Origin of the sequence: Gluconobacter cadivus (genome assembly GCF_015244745.1) — a bacterium.
Lineage (GTDB): Bacteria > Pseudomonadota > Alphaproteobacteria > Acetobacterales > Acetobacteraceae > Gluconobacter > Gluconobacter cadivus.
This window is the reverse complement of the sequence record NZ_JABCQI010000002.1, coordinates 388,697-407,609: the sequence shown is the minus strand read 5'-3', so window position 1 is coordinate 407,609 and position 18,913 is coordinate 388,697. Positions and strand designations below refer to the sequence as shown.

Annotated in this window: 16 protein-coding genes and 1 riboswitch; of the genes, 7 read left to right on the top strand and 9 right to left on the bottom strand. The window is 58.2% G+C overall.

Annotated features, from left to right (window positions below):
* Positions 1 to 22: 22 nt before the first annotated feature.
* From ribH to HKD28_RS04705, 5 genes are all read right to left on the bottom strand, one after another.
* A complete protein-coding gene (ribH, locus tag HKD28_RS04725; RefSeq protein ID WP_194267238.1) occupies positions 23 to 502 on the bottom strand; it encodes a 6,7-dimethyl-8-ribityllumazine synthase in 480 nt (159 codons plus the stop codon).
* The gene (gene ribB / locus HKD28_RS04720; protein ID WP_194267236.1) at positions 499 to 1,752 is read right to left on the bottom strand and encodes a 3,4-dihydroxy-2-butanone-4-phosphate synthase; all 1,254 of its coding nucleotides are present in this window, start codon (positions 1,750 to 1,752) and stop codon (positions 499 to 501) included. Before ribB ends, ribH begins: the two co-directional genes overlap by 4 nt.
* Entirely contained in the window at positions 1,749 to 2,387 is a 639-nt protein-coding gene (locus tag HKD28_RS04715; RefSeq protein ID WP_194267235.1) for a riboflavin synthase, read from the bottom strand. The genes ribB and HKD28_RS04715 overlap by 4 nt, the downstream gene beginning before the upstream one ends.
* Entirely contained in the window at positions 2,369 to 3,403 is a 1,035-nt protein-coding gene (ribD, locus tag HKD28_RS04710; RefSeq protein WP_207728848.1) for a bifunctional diaminohydroxyphosphoribosylaminopyrimidine deaminase/5-amino-6-(5-phosphoribosylamino)uracil reductase RibD, read from the bottom strand. Before ribD ends, HKD28_RS04715 begins: the two co-directional genes overlap by 19 nt.
* Positions 3,404 to 3,519: 116 nt before the next feature.
* A riboswitch (FMN riboswitch) is annotated at positions 3,520 to 3,677 on the bottom strand.
* Between the two features lie 157 nt (positions 3,678 to 3,834).
* Complete coding sequence (locus tag HKD28_RS04705) at positions 3,835 to 4,023, bottom strand: entericidin A/B family lipoprotein (protein ID WP_099285974.1); 189 nt, start codon at positions 4,021 to 4,023, stop codon at positions 3,835 to 3,837.
* A gap of 179 nt (positions 4,024 to 4,202) precedes the next feature.
* On the opposite strand from HKD28_RS04705, the gene HKD28_RS04700 reads away from it, so the two are divergent.
* Positions 4,203 to 5,666, top strand: coding sequence for a cryptochrome/photolyase family protein (locus tag HKD28_RS04700; RefSeq protein WP_194267234.1), 1,464 nt, complete (start codon positions 4,203 to 4,205; stop codon positions 5,664 to 5,666).
* 44 nt (positions 5,667 to 5,710) lie between these two features.
* Here the strand turns inward: HKD28_RS04700 and HKD28_RS04695 are convergent, their stop codons facing one another.
* Both HKD28_RS04695 and HKD28_RS04690 read right to left on the bottom strand, forming a co-directional pair.
* Positions 5,711 to 6,166: a hypothetical protein gene (locus tag HKD28_RS04695; RefSeq protein ID WP_194267233.1), complete on the bottom strand. Its 456-nt coding sequence runs from the start codon at positions 6,164 to 6,166 to the stop codon at positions 5,711 to 5,713.
* Positions 6,167 to 6,238: 72 nt separating this feature from the next.
* A complete protein-coding gene (locus tag HKD28_RS04690) occupies positions 6,239 to 6,835 on the bottom strand; it encodes a Crp/Fnr family transcriptional regulator (protein WP_194267473.1) in 597 nt (198 codons plus the stop codon).
* Between the two features lie 271 nt (positions 6,836 to 7,106).
* Between HKD28_RS04690 and HKD28_RS04685 the strand changes: the two genes are divergently transcribed.
* The 4 genes from HKD28_RS04685 to HKD28_RS04670 all read left to right on the top strand — a co-directional run bounded on the left by HKD28_RS04685 (position 7,107) and on the right by HKD28_RS04670 (position 13,941).
* Positions 7,107 to 7,898: an OmpW/AlkL family protein gene (locus tag HKD28_RS04685; RefSeq protein ID WP_194261057.1), complete on the top strand. Its 792-nt coding sequence runs from the start codon at positions 7,107 to 7,109 to the stop codon at positions 7,896 to 7,898.
* 260 nt (positions 7,899 to 8,158) lie between these two features.
* A complete protein-coding gene (locus HKD28_RS04680) occupies positions 8,159 to 9,295 on the top strand; it encodes an efflux RND transporter periplasmic adaptor subunit (RefSeq protein WP_194267232.1) in 1,137 nt (378 codons plus the stop codon).
* A gap of 18 nt (positions 9,296 to 9,313) precedes the next feature.
* Complete coding sequence (locus tag HKD28_RS04675; RefSeq protein ID WP_194267231.1) at positions 9,314 to 12,424, top strand: efflux RND transporter permease subunit; 3,111 nt, start codon at positions 9,314 to 9,316, stop codon at positions 12,422 to 12,424.
* Positions 12,421 to 13,941 carry an efflux transporter outer membrane subunit gene (locus HKD28_RS04670; RefSeq protein ID WP_235993297.1) on the top strand — a complete coding sequence of 507 codons (1,521 nt, stop codon included), beginning with the start codon at positions 12,421 to 12,423 and terminating at the stop codon, positions 13,939 to 13,941. The genes HKD28_RS04675 and HKD28_RS04670 overlap by 4 nt, the downstream gene beginning before the upstream one ends.
* A 126-nt stretch (positions 13,942 to 14,067) precedes the next feature.
* Here HKD28_RS04670 and HKD28_RS04665 read toward each other — a convergent pair whose 3' ends face one another.
* Complete coding sequence (locus HKD28_RS04665; protein ID WP_194267229.1) at positions 14,068 to 16,008, bottom strand: M61 family metallopeptidase; 1,941 nt, start codon at positions 16,006 to 16,008, stop codon at positions 14,068 to 14,070.
* Positions 16,009 to 16,169: 161 nt separating this feature from the next.
* Between HKD28_RS04665 and HKD28_RS04660 the strand changes: the two genes are divergently transcribed.
* Positions 16,170 to 17,144: a glycosyltransferase family 2 protein gene (locus HKD28_RS04660; protein ID WP_194267227.1), complete on the top strand. Its 975-nt coding sequence runs from the start codon at positions 16,170 to 16,172 to the stop codon at positions 17,142 to 17,144.
* A gap of 42 nt (positions 17,145 to 17,186) precedes the next feature.
* Positions 17,187 to 18,314, top strand: a complete 1,128-nt coding sequence (locus HKD28_RS04655) for a glycosyltransferase family 2 protein (protein ID WP_194267225.1) — start codon at positions 17,187 to 17,189, stop codon at positions 18,312 to 18,314.
* Positions 18,315 to 18,317: 3 nt separating this feature from the next.
* Here the strand turns inward: HKD28_RS04655 and HKD28_RS04650 are convergent, their stop codons facing one another.
* Entirely contained in the window at positions 18,318 to 18,905 is a 588-nt protein-coding gene (locus HKD28_RS04650; protein ID WP_194267222.1) for a histidine phosphatase family protein, read from the bottom strand.
* Positions 18,906 to 18,913 lie beyond the last annotated feature (8 nt).

The window sequence follows — 18,913 nt, the reverse complement described above, 5'->3', positions numbered from 1 at the left end:
GGCGGCGCTTTTCCCGCAGGGATCAGGAGCGGGCGGGCACGTTGCGCAGGAAGGCCAGTGTCTCGACACAGGCCGCTGCGGCTTCCCGGCCTTTGTTTTCGGCATCTGCGCGGGAGCGGTCCACGGCCTGCTGTTCGGTGTAGGTTGTCAGGATGCCGAAAGCGATCGGCACTTCGGTGGCAAGCTGGGCCTGCATGATGCCGATGGTGGCCCCCAGCGAGATGAATTCGAAATGCGCGGTGTCGCCCTTGATGACGCAGCCGAGGCAGATCACGCCCTCGTATTGGCCGGATTTTGCCAGACGCTGTGCCAGAATGGGGAGTTCGAATGCGCCCGGTGCATCATAGACGTCCACGTCCGTGATGCCGCGCTCTTCGAGCCATTCGAGCGCGCCGTTCTTCAGGCCGCCGGTGATGCTCGTGTTGAAGCGGCTGGAGATGATGGCCACTTTCGGTGCGGGAGAAAGGCGCAGATCGGGGGCTACGGGGATATGCTTGCTCATGCCGGCTGTTCCTGGAGGAAATGGCCCATCCGTGTGCGTTTGGTCGCAAGATAGGCGCGGTTGAAAGGATTGGCTGCGATTTCCAGCCGCTCGCTGGACTGCACGTCAAAGCCGAAGCGGACGAGGTTGGATTCCTTGTCCGGGTTGTTCGTCAGAAGGCGGAGCGAACTCACGCCCAGATGCCGCAGCAGGTCCGCCGCCGCGTCCCATTCGCGGGCATCGGCGGGCAGGCCAAGGGCTTCGTTGGCCTCCACCGTGTCCATGCCATGATCCTGAAGTTCGTAGGCGCGGATTTTGTTGGCCAGTCCGATTCCGCGGCCTTCATGGCCCCGCAGGTAAACCAGAACGCCGGATTCCGATGCCGAAATCCGCTCCAGAGCCTCACGGAGCTGCGCGCCGCAGTCGCAGCGCATGGAGCCGAGCGCATCGCCCGTCACACATTCCGAATGCAGACGCACCAGCGGAACGCCCTTGGATGGATCGCCCTTCACCAGCGCGACATGCTCTACGCCATCGACGGCGCGGAAGGCGTGGATGCGCAGATCGTGACCGCCGAAAATGCTGGGAAGGGCAGATTCGGCCACCATTTCGCCCGCAGCCGGAACGGGCGTGCAGATCAGGTCGTGGCCCGTGATGGCGCCACGTCCATGCTCGCGGCACCAGTCCTGAAGGTCCGCGATGCTGACGATGGGCATGTTGTGGCGGGCGGCATATTTCCGCAGTTCCGGCAGGCGCATCATGCTGCCGTCATCGGCCATGATCTCGCAGATCACACCAGCGGGCTCCAGCCCGGCCAGACGCGCGATGTCGATGGACCCTTCCGTATGACCGTTGCGGCCCAGAACGCCCTCGGGATGCGCGCGGAGCGGGAAGATATGCCCCGGCGAGACGAGGTCGTCTGGCTTGGCCGCGGGGTTGGCGGCGATGACGATCGTGCGGGCGCGGTCTGCGGCAGAAATGCCGGTCGTCACACCTGTTGCCGCTTCGATCGAAACCGTGAAGGCTGTGCCACGCGGGTCGCGGTTGCGGGCCACCATGGGGGGCAGGGCCAGACGGTCCGCCTGTTCGGCTTCCAGTGGCAGGCAGATCAGGCCGCGCGCCTCACGAACCATGAAGTTGATGGCTTCCGGCGTGGCGAACTGCGCCGCCATGACCAGATCGCCCTCGTTCTCCCGGTTTTCGTCATCGACCATGACGACCATTCCGCCTGCACGGATGGCCTCAATGGCGGCTTTCAGGGACGGCTTCATGAGGCCACCTTTCCAAGGCTGGGAGAGAACCGCAGCAGGTTCTCGACATATTTGGACAACACATCGACTTCCACATCCATCCGGTCCCCGACCGACAGCGTGGAGAGGTTGGTGTGCTCCCAGGTGTGCGGGATGATCGTCAGGCCGACTTCGAAGCCGGGCTGATTGCCGTGCGTGATGTTGTCATGCAGATCATTCACCGTCAGGCTGATGCCGTCGCAGGTGATGGAGCCCTTTTCCACGACATACTGGCGCAGCGTCTGCGGGACGAACACGCGCAGGGCGTAGGAATCTCCTGCTTTCTCGATGCTTGCGAGGGTCGCCACGCCGTCCACATGGCCTTGCACGATATGGCCCGAAAGGCGTGTGCTGGCCGCGACGGCGCGCTCCAGATTGACGCGGGATCCGGCTTTCAGCTGATCCAGCGGCGTGCGGGAGAGCGTCTCGCCGCTGAGATGGAAGGTGGCCACGCCCGCTGAATCGAAAGTCTCGACCGTCAGACACACGCCATTGACCGCCACGCTCTCGCCGAGTTCCAGATCGGGAAAGCCGGTCTCCACGGTCAGGTCCATGGCCTTGTCGCGGACGGATGCTGAGCGGACTGTGCCCAGACGCTCTATGATTCCAGAGAACATGCGTTTTCCCTCAGCAGTCGCAGCGGGCTTTCGTCCCGCGATTTCAGATCGATGCGGTCAGCGTCCGCAGTTTTGTGAATGGTAAGCCAGTCGTCCCACAGCCCGGCCTCGGCGACGGAGGCCAGCAGGGCTGGTCCGGCTTCGATCATCGCCCAGTTCACGCCCCGCTCTGCCAGCAGGGCCGGGACAGAGAGCAGGTCGGAACTGGTAAGGACCTCGAACCCGGCCTGCGTCATCTCCGCAACCCAGTCCGCCGGAAGGCGGCCATGGCGGTCGCAGACGATCAGCAGGCGCGGCTTGCACCCCTCATGGTCCGGGACATGCCGGACTGTGAAGCGCGGGCGGTCTGCCAGAACGGTGCCGATCCCGGTGATGATCGCATCCGTCGCCCGGCGCAGGCGATGCGCGAGGACGAGCGAGTCCGGAGATGTGAAGGTTTTCTGCCCCGGCGGCGGCACCATGGAGCCGTGTTCGTCCAGCGCCTGCTTGACGCTGATCCATGGGCGGTGCCGGACGACGCGGCTTGCGAAAGGGGCCAGAAGAGCGCGGCAGTCCCGCGCCAGATCGGCCATGTCCGGCCGGTCCGCCAGCATGACCACGCGTTTTGCACCGGGCATTTCGCGCAGTCGCTCCGCTCCGCCAGACGCCTGGGGGTTTGGATCGGCTCCACCAATCCAGACTTCCTGAACCGGGCTGTTGCGAAGGGCTTCGCTGCACGGAGGGGTGCGCCCGGTATGATTGCACGGCTCCAGCGTGACAAGAGCCACCCGTGCCTGATCCAAAATGCCTGCCGCCCGGGCCTGCGCCAGAGCCATGGCTTCGGCATGGGGCTGCCCCGCCCGTGGATGAACGCCGACCGTCAGGACACGCCCTTCCGCATCCAGCAGCGCGCACCCGACGGACGGGTTGGGTGCTGTAGCTCCGAAGGTCTCGACAGCCTGCGAGATGGTTGCGCGAAATCCGTCGCGAATGGCGCTCGGTGCTACTGTGTCGGAAAGGGTGGTCTGGTCAGGCAAGTTGCGTCTTCTGGTCCCGTTACAATCGGGACATCCGCAAGGCGCACGCCGCCCTCAGCCGGAACGGAAAACAGGCGGGGCGACACGCGCCCAACCTGCCCGCGACCGGACAAGTGCTGCGTTCTCTTCCATCCGGACTATGACCGTCGGCTCCGGAGTCTCACCGGATCTGCTTGTCCCTTCCGAACCGAAATCCGGAAGGCGCTCGCGGGCTGAGGCGGAGAAATCCGCCAATACCGCCGGTGGGGAGTTTCACCCCGCCCTGAGAACGTCTGTGTTCAATTCGAACTATGGAACCGTCCGGACAGGAATGACAAGCAAAAATCTACACAGCCCTGTTTCCGAAGCCGCAGTCAGAACGTGCCGATACAAAAAAACCGCCGGTCGGGGACCGGCGGTTCTGAAAGCCCGAAGTGGGGTTTTCGCGAAAATCAGGGGGAAACGCCCGTGTGACGGTCAATCGCGCCCTGCGTTGCGGTTGCGCCGCGGGTAACGTTGTGACCGACGGAACTCACGTCCTGACCAGCGCCGCGCACGGTGTTGCAGGCAGACAGCGTGACAGCCGAACCCGAAAGCAGGGCCAGCGAAAGGGCAATACGTGCAATGAACTTGGTGGACATGAAGAAAATCCTCTTGAAGAGCGTTTCGCCATCTAAACGACATTTCATGACAATGGTTCGCGGCCTTGGGAGAAATTTTTTCGGGCTCTCTCCGGTCCGGATTGAAGTCGTTTCATTCGTTCTGAACGAATGGCGCTGTGGGGCGCTTTATGAAGAATTTCCCCTTTTTGTGAGGATCCATGCCCCGTTCCCGGACCCAATCTTCTTCCCCCCGGCAGACCCGGCCAGCCATCGTCTGGTTTCGGGACGATCTGCGTCTGGCAGATCATCCTGCGCTGCATGAGGCGTCGTCGTCCGGTCGGCCGCTCATCTGTGTGTATGTTCTTGATGACGTGACCCCGGCCCTGCATCCGGCTGGAGCGGCGTTGCGGTGGTGGCTTCATGGGGCTTTGGCCGATCTGCGGGCACACCTAGAACGCCGGGGGGGGACGTTGCTGACGCTTGCGGGGTCTGCCGAGGATCTGCTTCCGCAGCTTGCGCGGCACATAGATGCGGCATCGGTGCACTGGCACCATCGTTTGCATGAACGCGAACGGGCGCAGGACGATCGGATCCGGCGGGCTCTGGAACGGCAGGGCTGTGAGGTCCGGGCGCACTGGGGAACGGTTCTGCTCGATCCGGACACTGTGCGCACGAAGCAGAGCGGATTCTATAAAGTCTGCGGTTCATTCTGGAAGGCGCTTCAGACGCACACCGTACCGGAGCCGCTGCGAATGCCGGACGGGCTGTCATTTCAGGACGTTCCGGACTCTGTTCTGCCGAATAAACGGCTGAATGAAGCGGATCTTTGTCCGCAGGCTCCGGACTGGGCGGCGGGGTTCCGGAAAACTTGGGAGCCGGGAGAAGCGGAAGGGCGGGAGCATCTTGAGGATTTTCTGAAAGATGCCGTGGCAGAGTATCCGAGAGGACGGGACAGGGTGGCGGAGGAAGGAACGTCGCGTCTGTCACCTTATCTTGCGTCCGGTGCGGTCTCACCCCGTCAGGTTTGGGCGGCGTTGCAGAAACATGGCGCGCATACGGATGGCCCGCGGATTTTCCTGTCAGAGCTCGGATGGCGGGAATTTGCCCGCTACACGCTGTATCACCTGCCGCAACTGCCGTTTGAAAACCTCAGCCCGAAATTTTCCGGGATGCGTTGGCGGAACAGTGCCGCAGATCTGAAGGCGTGGCAGCGCGGGCAGACGGGGGTGCCGATCGTGGATGCGGGGATGCGTCAGCTCTGGCAGACCGGCTGGATGCATAACAGGGCGCGGATGATCGTGGGATCGTTCCTGACGAAGCATCTGCTGATCGACTGGAAGGAAGGGGAGGCGTGGTTCCGCGATACGCTGGTAGATGCGGATTTTGCGAATAATGCCATGAACTGGCAGTGGGTTGCGGGGACGGGCATCGAAGCCACGCCGTTTTTCAGGATTTTTAACCCGACGCGACAGGCTGAAAAGTTTGACCCGGATGGCGATTATATCCGCCAGTGGGTGCCTGAACTGCGTCGTCTGTCAGGAAAGGCGCTGTTCGAGCCCTGGGCCGCAAAGGAGGCGGATCTGCGGCAGGGGGGAGTGATTCTGGGCAAAACCTACCCGCGCCCCATCGTCGATCTGAAAGATGGGCGGGATCGCGCCCTTCAGGCCTTCAGGGCGCTTTGACGCCCTGAAATTCCGGCCCCGCGAGAGGGGCCGGAGTGACCGGATCAGAGACCGCCGTTCAGGAAGTTGCTGACATCGCCGCGGGTTTTGCTGCTCAGAGCGTTGAGGCGGTTGCGCTGTTCCTGCGGGGCATTCTTGAGTTGTTGCAGACGCTGATTTTCCTGATCGCGCAGGTTGGTCAGCTTAGACTGTTCGCCAGCGATCTGCTTCTGAAGGCGTGCCTTTTCGTTGGCCGGAGCGTTCGTGTATTTGTCCTTCAGGTCTTGAATCCGCTTTTCGCGCGCGGCCTGAGCGTCCTGGGACTGCTTCTGGTAGTTCTGGACCTTGCTGTTCAGGCAGTCTTCCCGCTGTGCCAGACGTCCGATGACATCATTCTGGCCAGTCTGCTGGCAGGCGCTGGATGCCGTGGTGTCCGCTGCATGGGTCTGCGGAGCAAGGGAAACGGCTCCGGCAATCAGTCCGACAGCAAGCATCGTGCGGGGGGAAGGAATGAAAATCATGACATCTCCTGTAAACGATCAGTAAAACATAGAGCGTCCTGATGGCGGGAATGTGGCTTTTTGAAAAGGGGCCTATTCCATGCCTTCTGCGATCGTCGATATCCGTTCCGGCATCAGTAATGTAATGTGGGTAATGCTTCGGATACTGATGAGTTTTTCTTTTTTGAAGGCGCTGAGGATCCGGCTGACCGTTTCAATAGTGAGTCCGAGATAATCCGCGATATCGGTCCTGGGCATGGGCAGGTCGAGTTCGACCGGACGGGACAGGTCGGGCTTTTCCAGATGCTGGCAGCGTTCGATCAGGAAGGTGGCCACGCGTTCGCGAGCTGTTTTGCGTCCCAGCAGGGTCATGCGGGCCTGCATCAGGGCGAGTTCTCGGGAGGCTTCTTCGCGCAGGCGGTGTTCAAGGGTGGGAAAGCGTTCGGTCAGGCGCTGCATGCCGGCATGGGGGAAGCGGCAGAGCGTGGCCCCGCCGAGGGCTTCAGCCCCGAAAGCGTAGCTGGTGGAGGCGGCGAGTCCGAGGAAGTGTCCGCCTTCTGCAAAGCCGGTAATCTGGCGTCGCCCATCCGGCAGAAGGGTGAAGAGCTTGACCCTGCCTCCGGTCACGACAAAGAAATCGTTGGCCGGTGCGCCCTCTTCTATAAAGGATCGACCGTCGGCAACGGTCATTCGTGAAGACTCGTTGGCAAGGATGGCAAGATCACAGTCGTCAATGCTGCTGCACACACTCAGACGTCGCCCTACGCAATGGGCGCAACGATCATGGACATCTTCTGGAGTATGTGACGCAGACATGATGAATCCTGTTCCCGTTGTGCTGAGCGCAGCCTGAAGACTTTCAGCCACACTACCACATAATTTACCAGACTTGATTCAGGTCAAGGTGATGGGAGGGGAGGAGTGCTTTGTGAGGCTCAACGAATGGTGATGGAAATTCCAGATGAAATTTAACGCTTTCGCGCTGGCCGCCGCAGTCGGCGCCGTTGCAACTCCCGCGTTTGCGCAGGTCACTGCTCCTGCTCCCCAGGCTACGGTCAGTGCACCCATGACGGCGGCTCCCGTGCCGTCCGTAAACATCCATGCGCCTGCCTCCGGCCATTGCGGCCTGTTCCAGACCTGTGCCAACACCCGCATCGGGCTGGGCAAGGGCGACTTCATCGTTCGTCTGTCCGCCCTCGGCGTGATGCCGGAAGATCGTGACAGCAGCTTGCGACTGAACGGCGCGCATCTCGGCGGCCGCGTCAAGACGACGCGTCAGGTCATGCCGGAGCTGACGTTCGAATACTTCTTCACGGACAACGTCTCGGTCGATCTGATTGCTGCCAGCACGCGTCATGAGATCGCTGCTGAAGGCGTTCCGGGTCTGGGCAAGGTTGATGTGGGCAGCGCCTGGGTTCTGCCGCCGACTGTTACGTTTGCCTGGCACTTCCGTCCGCACAAGCGCTTCAACCCGTATGTGGGTGTTGGCGCGACGCTGGCCTGGTTCCATAACGTTTCCCCTGCTGGTGGTCCGCTCACGCAGAAGCTCAATATCGGTGTGACGGGTGGCCCGTCCGTCAATGTCGGTTTCGACTATCAGGTTGTCGGCAACTGGTTCTTCAACTTCGACGTCAAGCAGATGTTCATGCGGGTCCATGCCTGGGCGCAGAACAATGCCGAGACCACGAAAATCACGGCGCATGACTCCCTCGACCCGACCGTCGTTGGCGCAGGTATCGAATACCGTTTCTGATCTTCGGGTCAGAAACTGGCGTATCAGGAAAGCGGCCTTTCTCCGAAGGGCCGCTTTTTTGCATTTTTGTGGCAATCACATAAAACTTTTGCAATCCGGCCATTCCGTCAGTGCAAAAATCTTTTCGTTTCCGTATGTGACGTCTGGCGTCCTTCCATGGGATATGAAAACGTCCGAATGCTGGCCGACAGGTCATTGTCCAGACGTTTCAGTCAAAACGGGACGTCTGTCCTGACAGAGTTACGGGGTTTTCTATCAGCATGCGCGTTACCCGCGTCGGCGCGTGGGCCATTGGTCTGCTGTGCCTGACCATCCTTCTCGTCGTCGTTCTGCGATTCCGATCCCCGCATTCGACTGTTGCAGCGACCGAACCTCCTATGGTGACGCAGTCGAAGGGCGGTCTTGTCGTCCGGGAAGGCAGTCCGCTTGAGAAGCGTCTGACGATACAGGCCGCTGTAAGCGTCTCGCGTGATCACGGCATTCTGCTTCCCGCGCAGGTGATGACGGAACCCGACCGGCAGGTGAATGTGTATGCCCCGGTCGCGGGCCGGATTACGGATGTTCTGGTCCATCTGGGCCAGCATGTGCAGCGCGGACAGGTTCTGGCCACGATTGCTGCTGGTGATCTGGATCAGGCCTGGGCTGACGATACCCGCGCGCGGGCCGCTCTGGATTTCGCGCGTCGTGCCTATGCCCGCGCGCAGGGCGTTCAGGCGATCGGCGGGAATGCCGTCAAGGATATCGAAGCCGCCCGTAACGATCTGACGCAGGCACAGGCGGAAGCCGAGCGCACGCAGCGCAGGCTTCAGGTTCTGGGCGCGCGGCCGGGCTATTCCGCAAAGGGGCAGGCACCGCTCGTGTCTCCCGTCGATGGTGTCGTCTCCACGACGATCATGGCGCCGGGGGAAAACATCACCGATCCGACCGCGATCCAGATGACGGTTCTGGACCTGTCGCAGGTCTGGGTTGCTGCTGCCATTCCGCAGGAAAATCTGGCGCAGATCGGTGAGGGCAACGTGTTGTCCGTCACTTTCGACGAGTTTCCGGGCCGGACCTGTTCGGGGCAGGTCATCAGTTTCGACCCGGCACTTCATAGTGATACGCGCCGGGTCAATGCCTATGTCGCCTGTCCCAACGCCGATGGCGCCCTGCGTCCGGGCATGTATGTGAATGCGACCCTGAACATTCCGCAGCCCAGTGAGGTCATCATCCCCAAGGCCGCCCTTTTGATGAACAACGATCAGGTGTCAGTTTTCATTGAGACAGTGCCCCACACCTTCCAGCGGCGCGACATCACCATCAGCTATGATGAAGGCGAAAACGTCCGTGTGCTCAAGGGCATTTCCGCAGGAGAACGCGTCGTGACGAGCGGTGCCATTCTCCTGAACGATGACTGATCCGGTGGCCCTGAGCTGATGATCGAGCGTTTCATCTCCTGGTGCTTCAACCACCGGAACATTGTTTTCTTTTCTGCCCTGATTCTGGCGCTTCTCGGGGGGCTTTCGTGGAAGATCCTGCCGGTCGAGGCCTATCCGGATCTGGGCTCGGTCAGCGTGTCGATCACGACCCAGCAGGAGGGTCTGGCCGCCGAGGAAATGGAGCAGCAGGTCACGATCCCGCTTGAGCGGACGCTGGCCAGTGTTCCCGGCGTGACGGACAGCCGCTCCACCAGCACGTTCGGCCTGTCACTGATTACGCTGATCTTCCGTGAAGGCACGAATGTCTATGCGGCGCGTCAGCTCGTCGAGACGCAGCTTGCCAACAATCCGCTGAACAATGGCGCCATGCCGTCGCTGGGGCCGATTTCAGGGCCGAGCGGCGAGATCTATCGCTATACGCTGGAATCCGACGACAAGAACCTGATGGAGCTGTCCGATCTCCAGCGCTGGACCATCATTCCGGCGATCCAGCGCGTGCCGGGTGTCGTCAATGTGGACAATTTCGGCGGTCTGACGCGCGAATACCAGCTCGTTCTCGATCCTGATTCGCTGCAACGCTATCATGTCGGCCTCGAAGACGTGCTGACCGCCATTCGCAACAGCAACGCCAATGCGGGTGGTGGGCGTGTCAGCCGGGGCGAGCAGTCCTATATCATCCGTGGGATCGGCATGATCCATAATCTGGATGATATGGGGAATATCGTCGTTGCCAGCCATGGCGGCGTGCCGGTTTTCGTGAAAGATCTGGGACGCGTCCAGTTCGGGCATCAGGTCCGGCAGGGTATTCTGGGCAAGGACCGCAATCCCGATACGATCGAAGGTGTGGTGACGATGCTGAGCGGGGAAAACCCCTCGCTCGTGCTCGATGGCCTTCACACTACGATCGCGAAGCTCCAGCAGCAGCTTGCGCCCAGCCATGTCCGTATCGTGCCGTACATGGACCGTGACCATCTCGTGCTCTCCACGACGCATAAAGTCACGGAAACGATGATCGAGGGCATCGTCCTCGTGGGTGTCATCCTGACGCTGTTCCTGGGCAGTCCGCGCAGTGCCATTGTCACGGCCGTGACGATCCCGCTCGCGCTGTCAGTGGTATTCGTGCTGATGCACAGTTTCGGGATGTCGGCGAACCTGTTTTCGCTCGGCGCTATTGATTTCGGCGTGATCGTGGATGGTGCCATCGTCATTACCGAGACAATCCTCCGTATCCGTGAGGAGCGCCCGACCGAGGCGCTTGATCCCGTCGAGGTTCTGCCGGTCGCGCAGCGTGCGGGGCGGGCAATCTTCTCGTCCACGCTCGTCATCATCGTGGCCTACAGCCCGCTTTTTGCGTTCGAGGGCAGTGAGGGCAAGCTCTTCCGCCCGATGGCCTATACCGTCAGCTTCGCGCTGCTGGGTGCGCTGCTCTGCGCCCTGACGCTCATTCCGGCCCTGACCTATCTGGCCCTGCGCAAGCCCAAGCACATCTGGCACAACCGCCCGCTGGAATGGCTGCATGCGCATTACACGCGTCTGCTTGGCCATTTTATCGACCGCCCGCTGATCGCCTATGGTGCTGGTGTTGCGGCGATGGTTGCGGTCGTGTTCCTTGGGGCGTCCATCGGGCGCGAGTTCCTGCCGGATCTGGATGAAGGCTCGCTCTGGCTTCAGGTGCAGATGCCGACCGGTATCTCTCTGGAGAAGGGCGAGTCCATCGCCAATGAATTGCGCCATGCAGTCCGTGAGTTCCCCGAAACGTCCTATGCCATTACGCAGCTTGGACGCTCGGACGACGGAACCGACCCCTGGACGCCGTCGCATATTGAAATGCCGGTCGGTCTCAAGCCGTATGACCAGTGGCCTTCAGGCGAGACCAAGGCGCAGTTCGTCGAACGTCTGCGTCGGCGTCTGTCGCAGATTCCGGGGATCGATTTCGGCATCAGCCAGCCGATCCAGGACAATATGAGCGATTTGGTCGGCGGAGCGCACAGCCCACTGGTCCTGCGCGTCTATGGCAACGATTTTCAGGAACTGCGCCGCATCGGTCAGCAGATCGTGGATATTCTCCATCAGGTTCCGGGTACGACGGAAGCATCGATCTTTCAGGAACCGCGCATTCCGCAGATTGAGGTGGTGGCCGATCGTCAGGCTGCTGCGCGTTACGGCATCAGCATTTCGGATATTTCCGATGTCGTGTCGAACGCCATTGGCGATGCCCCCATCACGACCGTTTATGTGGGGGATCGCTTCTATAACGCGACGCTCCATATCCGCCGCAAGGACCTGCAGGACATGCAGTCCCTGTCGCAGATCCCGCTTCTGGATGCGGAAGGCGCCTATATTCCGCTGTCTCAGGTCGCACATGTCGGGCTGCATATGGGCGAGAGCAACATTGCCCACGAAATGAGCCATCGTCAGGTCACCATTCGCGTGGACAACGGCAAGCGTCCGCTGTCGCAGTATCTGGCGGATGCGCAGGGACGGATCGACCAGCAACTGCATTTCGACAAGGAAAAATATACGCTCGAATGGGCTGGCTCCTTCCAGCAGGAAGAGCGGGCCCAGAAGCGTCTGATGATCGCGCTGGGCGTAATGTTCGCGGTGATGCTGGTCCTGCTGTTTGCCGAATTCCGCAAGATCCGGCAGGCATTGCTGATTCTCAGCGTCGTGCCGCTGGCGACTCTGGGCGGCCTGATCGCGCTGCATGTCCGCGGTGAGACACTCAATATCGCGACCGCCGTGGGCTTTATCGCGCTGTTCGGTGTGGCTGTGCAGAACGGCATCATCATGATTGCCAGTATCAACCGCCATCGCGTGGAAGGTCTGGGAGTTCGTGATGCCACCATCGCCGGGGCTGCCGAGCGTTTCCGTCCGGTTCTCATGACCGCGACAGTGGCCACGGCTGGTATGCTCCCGGCTGCTCTTGCCACGGGTGTGGGCACGGACGTGCAGCGCGGACTGGCGACGGTCGTGGTGGGCGGTCTGGGGATCGCCACGCTGCTGACGCTGTTTGCCCTGCCGGTCTATTTCAGCGAGCTTGAAATGTGGGTTGAACGCCGCGATGCGAAGAAGCGTCCGCAAGTTGCCTCAGAGGGAGCCGGATCATGACGATGCGCTTCGTGATGTCTCGTCGTGCGTCGTTTCTGCTGTGTCTGACGGCGCTTTCCGCCTGCGCGGTCGGCCCGGATTTCCATCGCCCGGACCTACCGAAGAACGCGGCCTATGAAGGTCAGCCCCTGACCGCGACCGCCGGGCATGGTGTCGCGGGTGCAACTGTACCGCAGCAGTTCCAGTCCGGTGTAGACATTCCGGGGCAATGGTGGACGGTGTTCGGCAATCCGTCCCTGAATGCGCTCGTCGATCAGGCGCTGGCCAACAACCAGTCCCTGCGCGCCATGCAGCAGGGGCTGAAATCCGCATGGGAGCAGCGGCGGATCGAGGGTGCGGGCCTGTATCCGACGCTCTCGGCCTCGTTCAATCCGACGCGGAACAAGACGTCCAAGGTCTACTCTCCCGTTCCGAACTCGAATGTGTGGCTCTATAACGTCCACACCGCGCAGCTGAATATCGGTTATGTGCCGGACTTGTGGGGCGGAACGCGTCGCGCGATCGAGGCCGCCGGAGCGCAGGCGGACCTGCAGAAGTTCCAGCTCGAAGCCACCGCGCTGACCATGATTTCCGATCTCGTGAATGCGACGATCGAGGAAGCCACGATCCGCGCCGAGATCGACGCCACGAACGAACTGATCCGCAGTCAGCGCGCCGTGCTGAAGACGGTAACGGCCGAGCAGGGAATCGGAAACGCATCCCGGCAGGACATGGCGCAGCAGTTGGCCTCCGTGGCCCAGCTTGAGGCGACGCTACCGGGCCTGAGCCTCCAACTGGCGCAGACGCGGGACCAGATGGCGGTTCTGGTGGGCGTGACGCCCAACACGCCGCTGCCCGAGTTTCGTCTGGAACAGTTCACTCTGCCGAAGGTGCTTCCGGTCTCGCTGCCGGCTGACCTGCTGAACCAGCGCCCCGATATCCGCGCGGCTCAGGCCCAGATCCAGTCTGCCAGCGCGCAGATCGGTGTGGCCATCGCCAACCGTCTGCCGAACGTGCAGCTCAGCGCTACACCGGCGCAGGCCGTGGGCGTGATGAGTGACTTCTTCAAGCCCGGTTATGGCAACTGGACGATCGCTGCGACCGTCATGCAGCCGATCTTTCAGGGTGGTTCACTTCTGCACGCCGAGCGTCAGGCGCGCGACAACCTACTTCAGGCCAACGAGACCTATAAGGCCACTGTCCTGTCCGCCATTCAGGACGTGGCGGACAGCCTGCATGCCGTCACGTTCGATGCCGATGCCCTGAAGGCCGACGAGGAGCTGCTGAAGGCCACGACGCAGAGCATGACGATTGCGCGCGGGCAGCTGCGTCTTGGAGATGTCAGCGAGCTTGTGCTGCTGCAAGCCCAGCAGACGGATGCGCAGGCACGTCTGGCCTATGTTCAGGCCGAGGGGGCGCGCTTCTCAGATAGCGTCGGGCTGTTCCAGTCTCTCGGCGGGGGCTGGTGGAACCGGAATGACATGGGCATGACGCCAGAGGCTCAGAAGGCGCTTGGGAAGTCGTTGGTGCCTTGGTGAGGTTCAGGGCTCTGCCCTGAAACCCGCCAAAGGCCGAGGCCTTTGGAAACCGCTTGGTTGGGAACGGGATCAAAGGGACTGAGTCCCTTTGCGGGGTTCCGGGGCAGCGCCCCGGAAATGTCAGCCTTACTGACGCGCTGAGTAAATCTCGCTCAGACGATCCGGCGTACCTGCGATACGCTCCAGATGCGGGTAACGCAGACCGTCATGATAGGGAATGGAGACCGTGGTGACATGGTCGCCAGACTTCACGATCAGACGGATGTCCTGCTTCGGGTCCTTCTGCGCGTCCGTAACGGCGTGGAGCAGACGCTGTGGCGTGAAGCTCATGTCATTGACGGCCACGATCGTTACGCCCGGAACCAGACCTGCCTTGAAGGCCGGGCTCATCCAGTGCTCACGTCCCACACGTCCGGTCGCATTGACCGTCAGGCCGAGCGAGAAGGACAGGTCCGTGGTGTGGCGTGCGGCTTCACTGGCCTTTACGAAGGCGGTCGGCTTGGACGTATAGACCAGCTTGTACCCACCATTGGTCAGACCGTTGAGCGGCGCGTGCGGCTGGATCGTGTCCAGACGGTCGTGCAGGAACTTGGCCCAGTCATAAGGCTGCACGCTGTTGAGCGTGGCGACCACATCGTCGAACTGATAGGGGCTGACGACGAAACTGCCACTGTTGGTACCGAAGAAGGCCTTTGCGAAGTCATCCAGCGACTTGTGATCGTTGGAGAGCTTGCGGATCAGAGCATCCGCATCCAGCCAGACAAGCTGGCCTTCAACGTAATAGTCCTCCGAACGCTGCCAGTCGCGCCATGAAAGCGGGGCACGCTGTGCAATCACGGGATCGTTGGTCGTGTCTTCCAGCGGACGCCACTGACGACCCGTCTGGTTGTCATAGGACGCCGCCATATAGGCCAGCGCCTCGAAACCCTGATCCTTCGTCACGAGACCCGTACGTGCGGCGAGGACATTGCCCCAATACTGTGTCTGGCCTTCATAAACCCACAGCATGGACCCGCGCTGCGGTGTGTTGAAGTTGGGCGCCCACAGATCGGCCGGACGGCGATACTTGCCGTTCCAGGAGTGGGTGTATTCATGGGCGAGAAGGTCACGCTCGGGGAATGTCTTGTCCCACTCCGTGAAATAGCCCGGAGCAGCGCTGTTTTCGCTGGACTGATGATGTTCGAGACCGATGCTGCCCAGTTCATCCGTCAGGGCGAGGAGGAAATCGTAATGGTCGTAATGATGCGAGGCGAACAGCGTTGTGGCCTGCCGGACGAGGTTCTGATGGGCCGCAATCTGAGACGGCGTTGCATCCAGCGAGTCCGGCTCGTCTGCCACGACATCCAGCGAGACCGGAACATGATCGGGGCCGGTCAGGTCGAACTTGCGGAAATAACGTCCGGCAAAGATCGGAGAGTCGACAAGCGTATTGAACGTCGTGGCATTGAAATGCGTTTCGTCGCCATAAACTCCCGCGCGAAGGGCTGAGCCGATCTGCCAGCCATGCGGAATGCGCACGGAAGGCTGAACCGTAATGCCACGGGTGAAATATCCCGCCGGGTAAAGCGACACCTGATCCCACTGCACATTGACGATGGACGGTGTCATGACCACGCGGCCCTGACCCGGCGAAAGCGGCGTCAGGAGCTGGAAATGAAGATCCAGCGTCGGGGTGCTGGCAGAAACGGGGATATGGAATGCGGCCACGTTGACTGTGTCGCGCTTCCAGTCCAGCGTACGACCGTTGCTCTGCACATGCAGGCTGGCGAGCTGTTCGATCACGCCTGTGGGAGAATGATCGCCCGGAATCCACATCGGGTACAGAAGGACCATTTCTCCCTTCTGCTGCGCCTCTTTCGGTACCGGAACCGTCTCATGAATGGACATCACATGATGCAGCGTATCCGTCGCATCAACCGAGACCGTCATGGTTCCGGGAAACGCCCGATCCTGCGGTTCAGGAATGGCGGCGGGCATGGGGAGCGGCATGGGCTGGGACTGCGCGAGAGCTGGCGGAACAAGGCTGGTGAATGTCGCGAGTGCGACTAAAGTCCGTATGGAGGGCATGGATATGGTCCGACAGGAGATCTATAATGTTAAAAGAAATAACGATATTGATAGGAGTCAACAAGAGTTTTAAAAAATATAACGGCTAACTCGGCATTCAATCAGATTTATTAAAACATTAAATATTATATGGAGATTTTATGATAGTAAAATGCATAACGATGCAAAAAGATGAGAATAATACATTGCTTCCATGGATAAAGTACCATGGGTATTTATTTGGATTTGAAAATATAGTTGTGTTTGATAATGGGAGTACCATTCAGTCTGTTATTGATAATTTATTGTTATTAGAAAGCGTAGGTGGGACAGTTATTTGGGGGTATCGGGACTCTCAACATTTCCATGACAAGGGAGATATCATTGCCAGATTTATAAAAAATCTTGATGAATCTGGCGAAGAATACGATTTCGCATTTCCAATGGATGCTGATGAGTTTTTGGGTGTCTGCAGCAATGGAAATATTTTAGCAAATAAAAATAGTATTCATTCACATTTAGAACGCTTGGATAGATTGGAGGGGCCATTCAGAATAACGATGGATCTGTTCAATATCGTCAATAGTCCTGGGTGGTACTGGCCACAACCATCAGGAAAGGTTTTTGTTAGAAAAGATACACTTAAAAAATTAGATCACGGTTTTCACTTTTGTGAGACAGTGCTCGGATCTACGGAAATAAATACACAATTTATCTATTTTCATTATCACCATAAACCTTACAATGACTTCATCCGAGGAGCATATAATAAATTAGCTCCGTTTGTTGATATCAATGATTCTGAAGCCTTGAAAAATTTTCAAGGTCCTGGCGGACATTTGCTGGGCCGACTGACCGAAGGAGAAAGTTGGTTTAATCAACGCTTGTCAAAAGCTTTGAGGGTCTATGTTCCAGACATCCCTCATATTTTGGGAATGCTGGGATTGGAAAATCCCCTGTTTTCGTGTCGAGAAGCCGATCAAGCTGTTCCCGCGATGGCTGTTGCGGATAGTGCTGATGATGAAGGCGTCGTACGAGAATATAAAATATTCGATGCAAAAAAATATCTTGCCAATTGGCCTCATATAGCTGCCGATGGGATTGATCCGTTCAGGCATTATGTTTATTTTGGTTATAATGAAGGATTGGCTTTATAACTGAAATAAAACTGACAGATTACTATATCGAGGATGTGTGTAGTGGATAACAAAAAAAATATTATACATTCTATTGATAATGTATATTTCAAAGATGGTCACTTGAAGGTTGACGGGTGGGCCTTTGGCGAAGATTATCCAATCATTTCAATGACTGTTCAATTTGAAGAAAAATTTAAAACAGAGCACAGCTTTGTTATAAATTATTTGAATAGTTCAGATGTCGTAAGCCATTTTGGCGAAAAAGCTACAAAATCCAGATTTTCTATTGGAATAAAAATAGAAAATCTCAAAGATTTGGTTATTGTTACAAAAGCCAAGATTGTTTTTGGTTTTTATGATAACTCTATAGAATCTATCAGAATTTTTTCTGATAAAGTTTCACAATTTATTGGTCAAAAGAATTTTTCCGTTGGTGTTTCAGTTACAACCTATAATAGATCTAAATTATTAATTGAAAATTTAAATAAAATAAAAGAGAATTCATTTTTTGATATTGATTTAATTATCTCTGATGACGGATCTGTTGATGAAACTAAAGATCTTCTGAAGGATTTTGGTGGAATATATTGGGCTAGTTCTGAAAATAAAGGTGTGGCATGGAATAAAAACAGAGCATTATTTTTTTCAAATGAAATTTTATCCAACTCGCTAACTCTTTTAATGGAAGACGATGTTTTCCCGACAAAATTTGGCTGGGATATAGATTGGGTACTGTCATCAGCTCTTTACGGTCACATTAATTTCGATCCCCCCTGGTTTGGCCCAGCCAGCGACGGAATGGGGCAATGGAATCAGCCTTATAAATCGGGTTATCTGAGCGGTCAGTGCTCAGGTTTTACAAAAGAAGCTCTTGCCTATGTCGGCTATCTGGATAGCAGATTTGGCCGGTATGGACACGAGCATGTCGAGCATACAATGAGGATGATTCGTGCGGGTTATGGCGGCGAAATAATAAAAGAAAATTCGCCAGAGTGCGTATTTTATTCCATCTCAGGGAATATAGAGGTCTCCCCAAGCGAAAGCTCTTTCCAACAGGAAGATGTTGATCGCAACGGGGAGGTATTGTCTCAGATTTGGAATGAAAGCATCTATAGAGCGCCTTGGCGCAATGATGATGAAATGAGAGTTTTCAGAAAAGAAATTCAGGGGTTCGTAAAAAACCAGTGATGTTTATGTGGTCTCTACAGACCAGCCACTGACTGTAGGGCTGGCCTTGAGTGCTACCGCATTTGGTAGGCGGACATTTGCCGGAAGTCCCATTCCGGAGCGTATTCCCCGAAACAATGCGCCGTGAGCGACAAAGAGCGGTGTTCCGTCTTTGTCGAGTTCGGCGTTGATCGTTGAGATGGCGCGGACGGAGAGGTCTGTGAAACTTTCTCCGTTTTCCAGATGTTGCCCTTCTTCAATCCAGGACTTAAACCATTCGTCCATGGGGGCGCCTTCATAGAGGCCGAAGCAGACCTCTATAAGGCCTGCATTGACCTCCAGGGGAATTTTGATCCCGGTGCGGTCGTGGATCGTATCCTGTGCATATTGCGCTGTGACCAAAGCCCGCTTCAGGGGCGATGAGACAATTCGATCAAACGGGCGGTTGCCGTTGCGGAATAAGGGGGCGAGTGCTTCTCCTGCACGCACGGCCTGGGCGATGCCCGTCTCGTTGAGGGGGATATCCGTTCGGCCCTGCGCCAGTCCCCGGGCGTTCCAGTCGGTCTCACCATGACGCAGATACCAGTAGGGCTTGGGGATAATCTGGGTCATGGGCAAGT

Excerpts from the sequence above, each read along its gene's own strand:
- HKD28_RS04660 (WP_194267227.1), top strand. The coding sequence starts at position 16,170 with ATGCAAAAAGATGAGAATAATACATTGCTTCCATGGATAAAGTACCAT.
- ribH (WP_194267238.1), bottom strand. The coding sequence starts at position 502 with ATGAGCAAGCATATCCCCGTAGCCCCCGATCTGCGCCTTTCTCCCGCA.
- ribB (WP_194267236.1), bottom strand. The coding sequence starts at position 1,752 with ATGAAGCCGTCCCTGAAAGCCGCCATTGAGGCCATCCGTGCAGGCGGA.
- HKD28_RS04705 (WP_099285974.1), bottom strand. The coding sequence starts at position 4,023 with ATGTCCACCAAGTTCATTGCACGTATTGCCCTTTCGCTGGCCCTGCTT.
- HKD28_RS04650 (WP_194267222.1), bottom strand. The coding sequence starts at position 18,905 with ATGACCCAGATTATCCCCAAGCCCTACTGGTATCTGCGTCATGGTGAG.
- HKD28_RS04715 (WP_194267235.1), bottom strand. The coding sequence starts at position 2,387 with ATGTTCTCTGGAATCATAGAGCGTCTGGGCACAGTCCGCTCAGCATCC.
- HKD28_RS04680 (WP_194267232.1), top strand. The coding sequence starts at position 8,159 with ATGCGCGTTACCCGCGTCGGCGCGTGGGCCATTGGTCTGCTGTGCCTG.
- HKD28_RS04690 (WP_194267473.1), bottom strand. The coding sequence starts at position 6,835 with ATGACCGTTGCCGACGGTCGATCCTTTATAGAAGAGGGCGCACCGGCC.
- HKD28_RS04700 (WP_194267234.1), top strand. The coding sequence starts at position 4,203 with ATGCCCCGTTCCCGGACCCAATCTTCTTCCCCCCGGCAGACCCGGCCA.
- HKD28_RS04685 (WP_194261057.1), top strand. The coding sequence starts at position 7,107 with ATGAAATTTAACGCTTTCGCGCTGGCCGCCGCAGTCGGCGCCGTTGCA.
- HKD28_RS04665 (WP_194267229.1), bottom strand. The coding sequence starts at position 16,008 with ATGCCCTCCATACGGACTTTAGTCGCACTCGCGACATTCACCAGCCTT.
- HKD28_RS04670 (WP_235993297.1), top strand. The coding sequence starts at position 12,421 with ATGACGATGCGCTTCGTGATGTCTCGTCGTGCGTCGTTTCTGCTGTGT.
- HKD28_RS04675 (WP_194267231.1), top strand. The coding sequence starts at position 9,314 with ATGATCGAGCGTTTCATCTCCTGGTGCTTCAACCACCGGAACATTGTT.
- HKD28_RS04695 (WP_194267233.1), bottom strand. The coding sequence starts at position 6,166 with ATGATTTTCATTCCTTCCCCCCGCACGATGCTTGCTGTCGGACTGATT.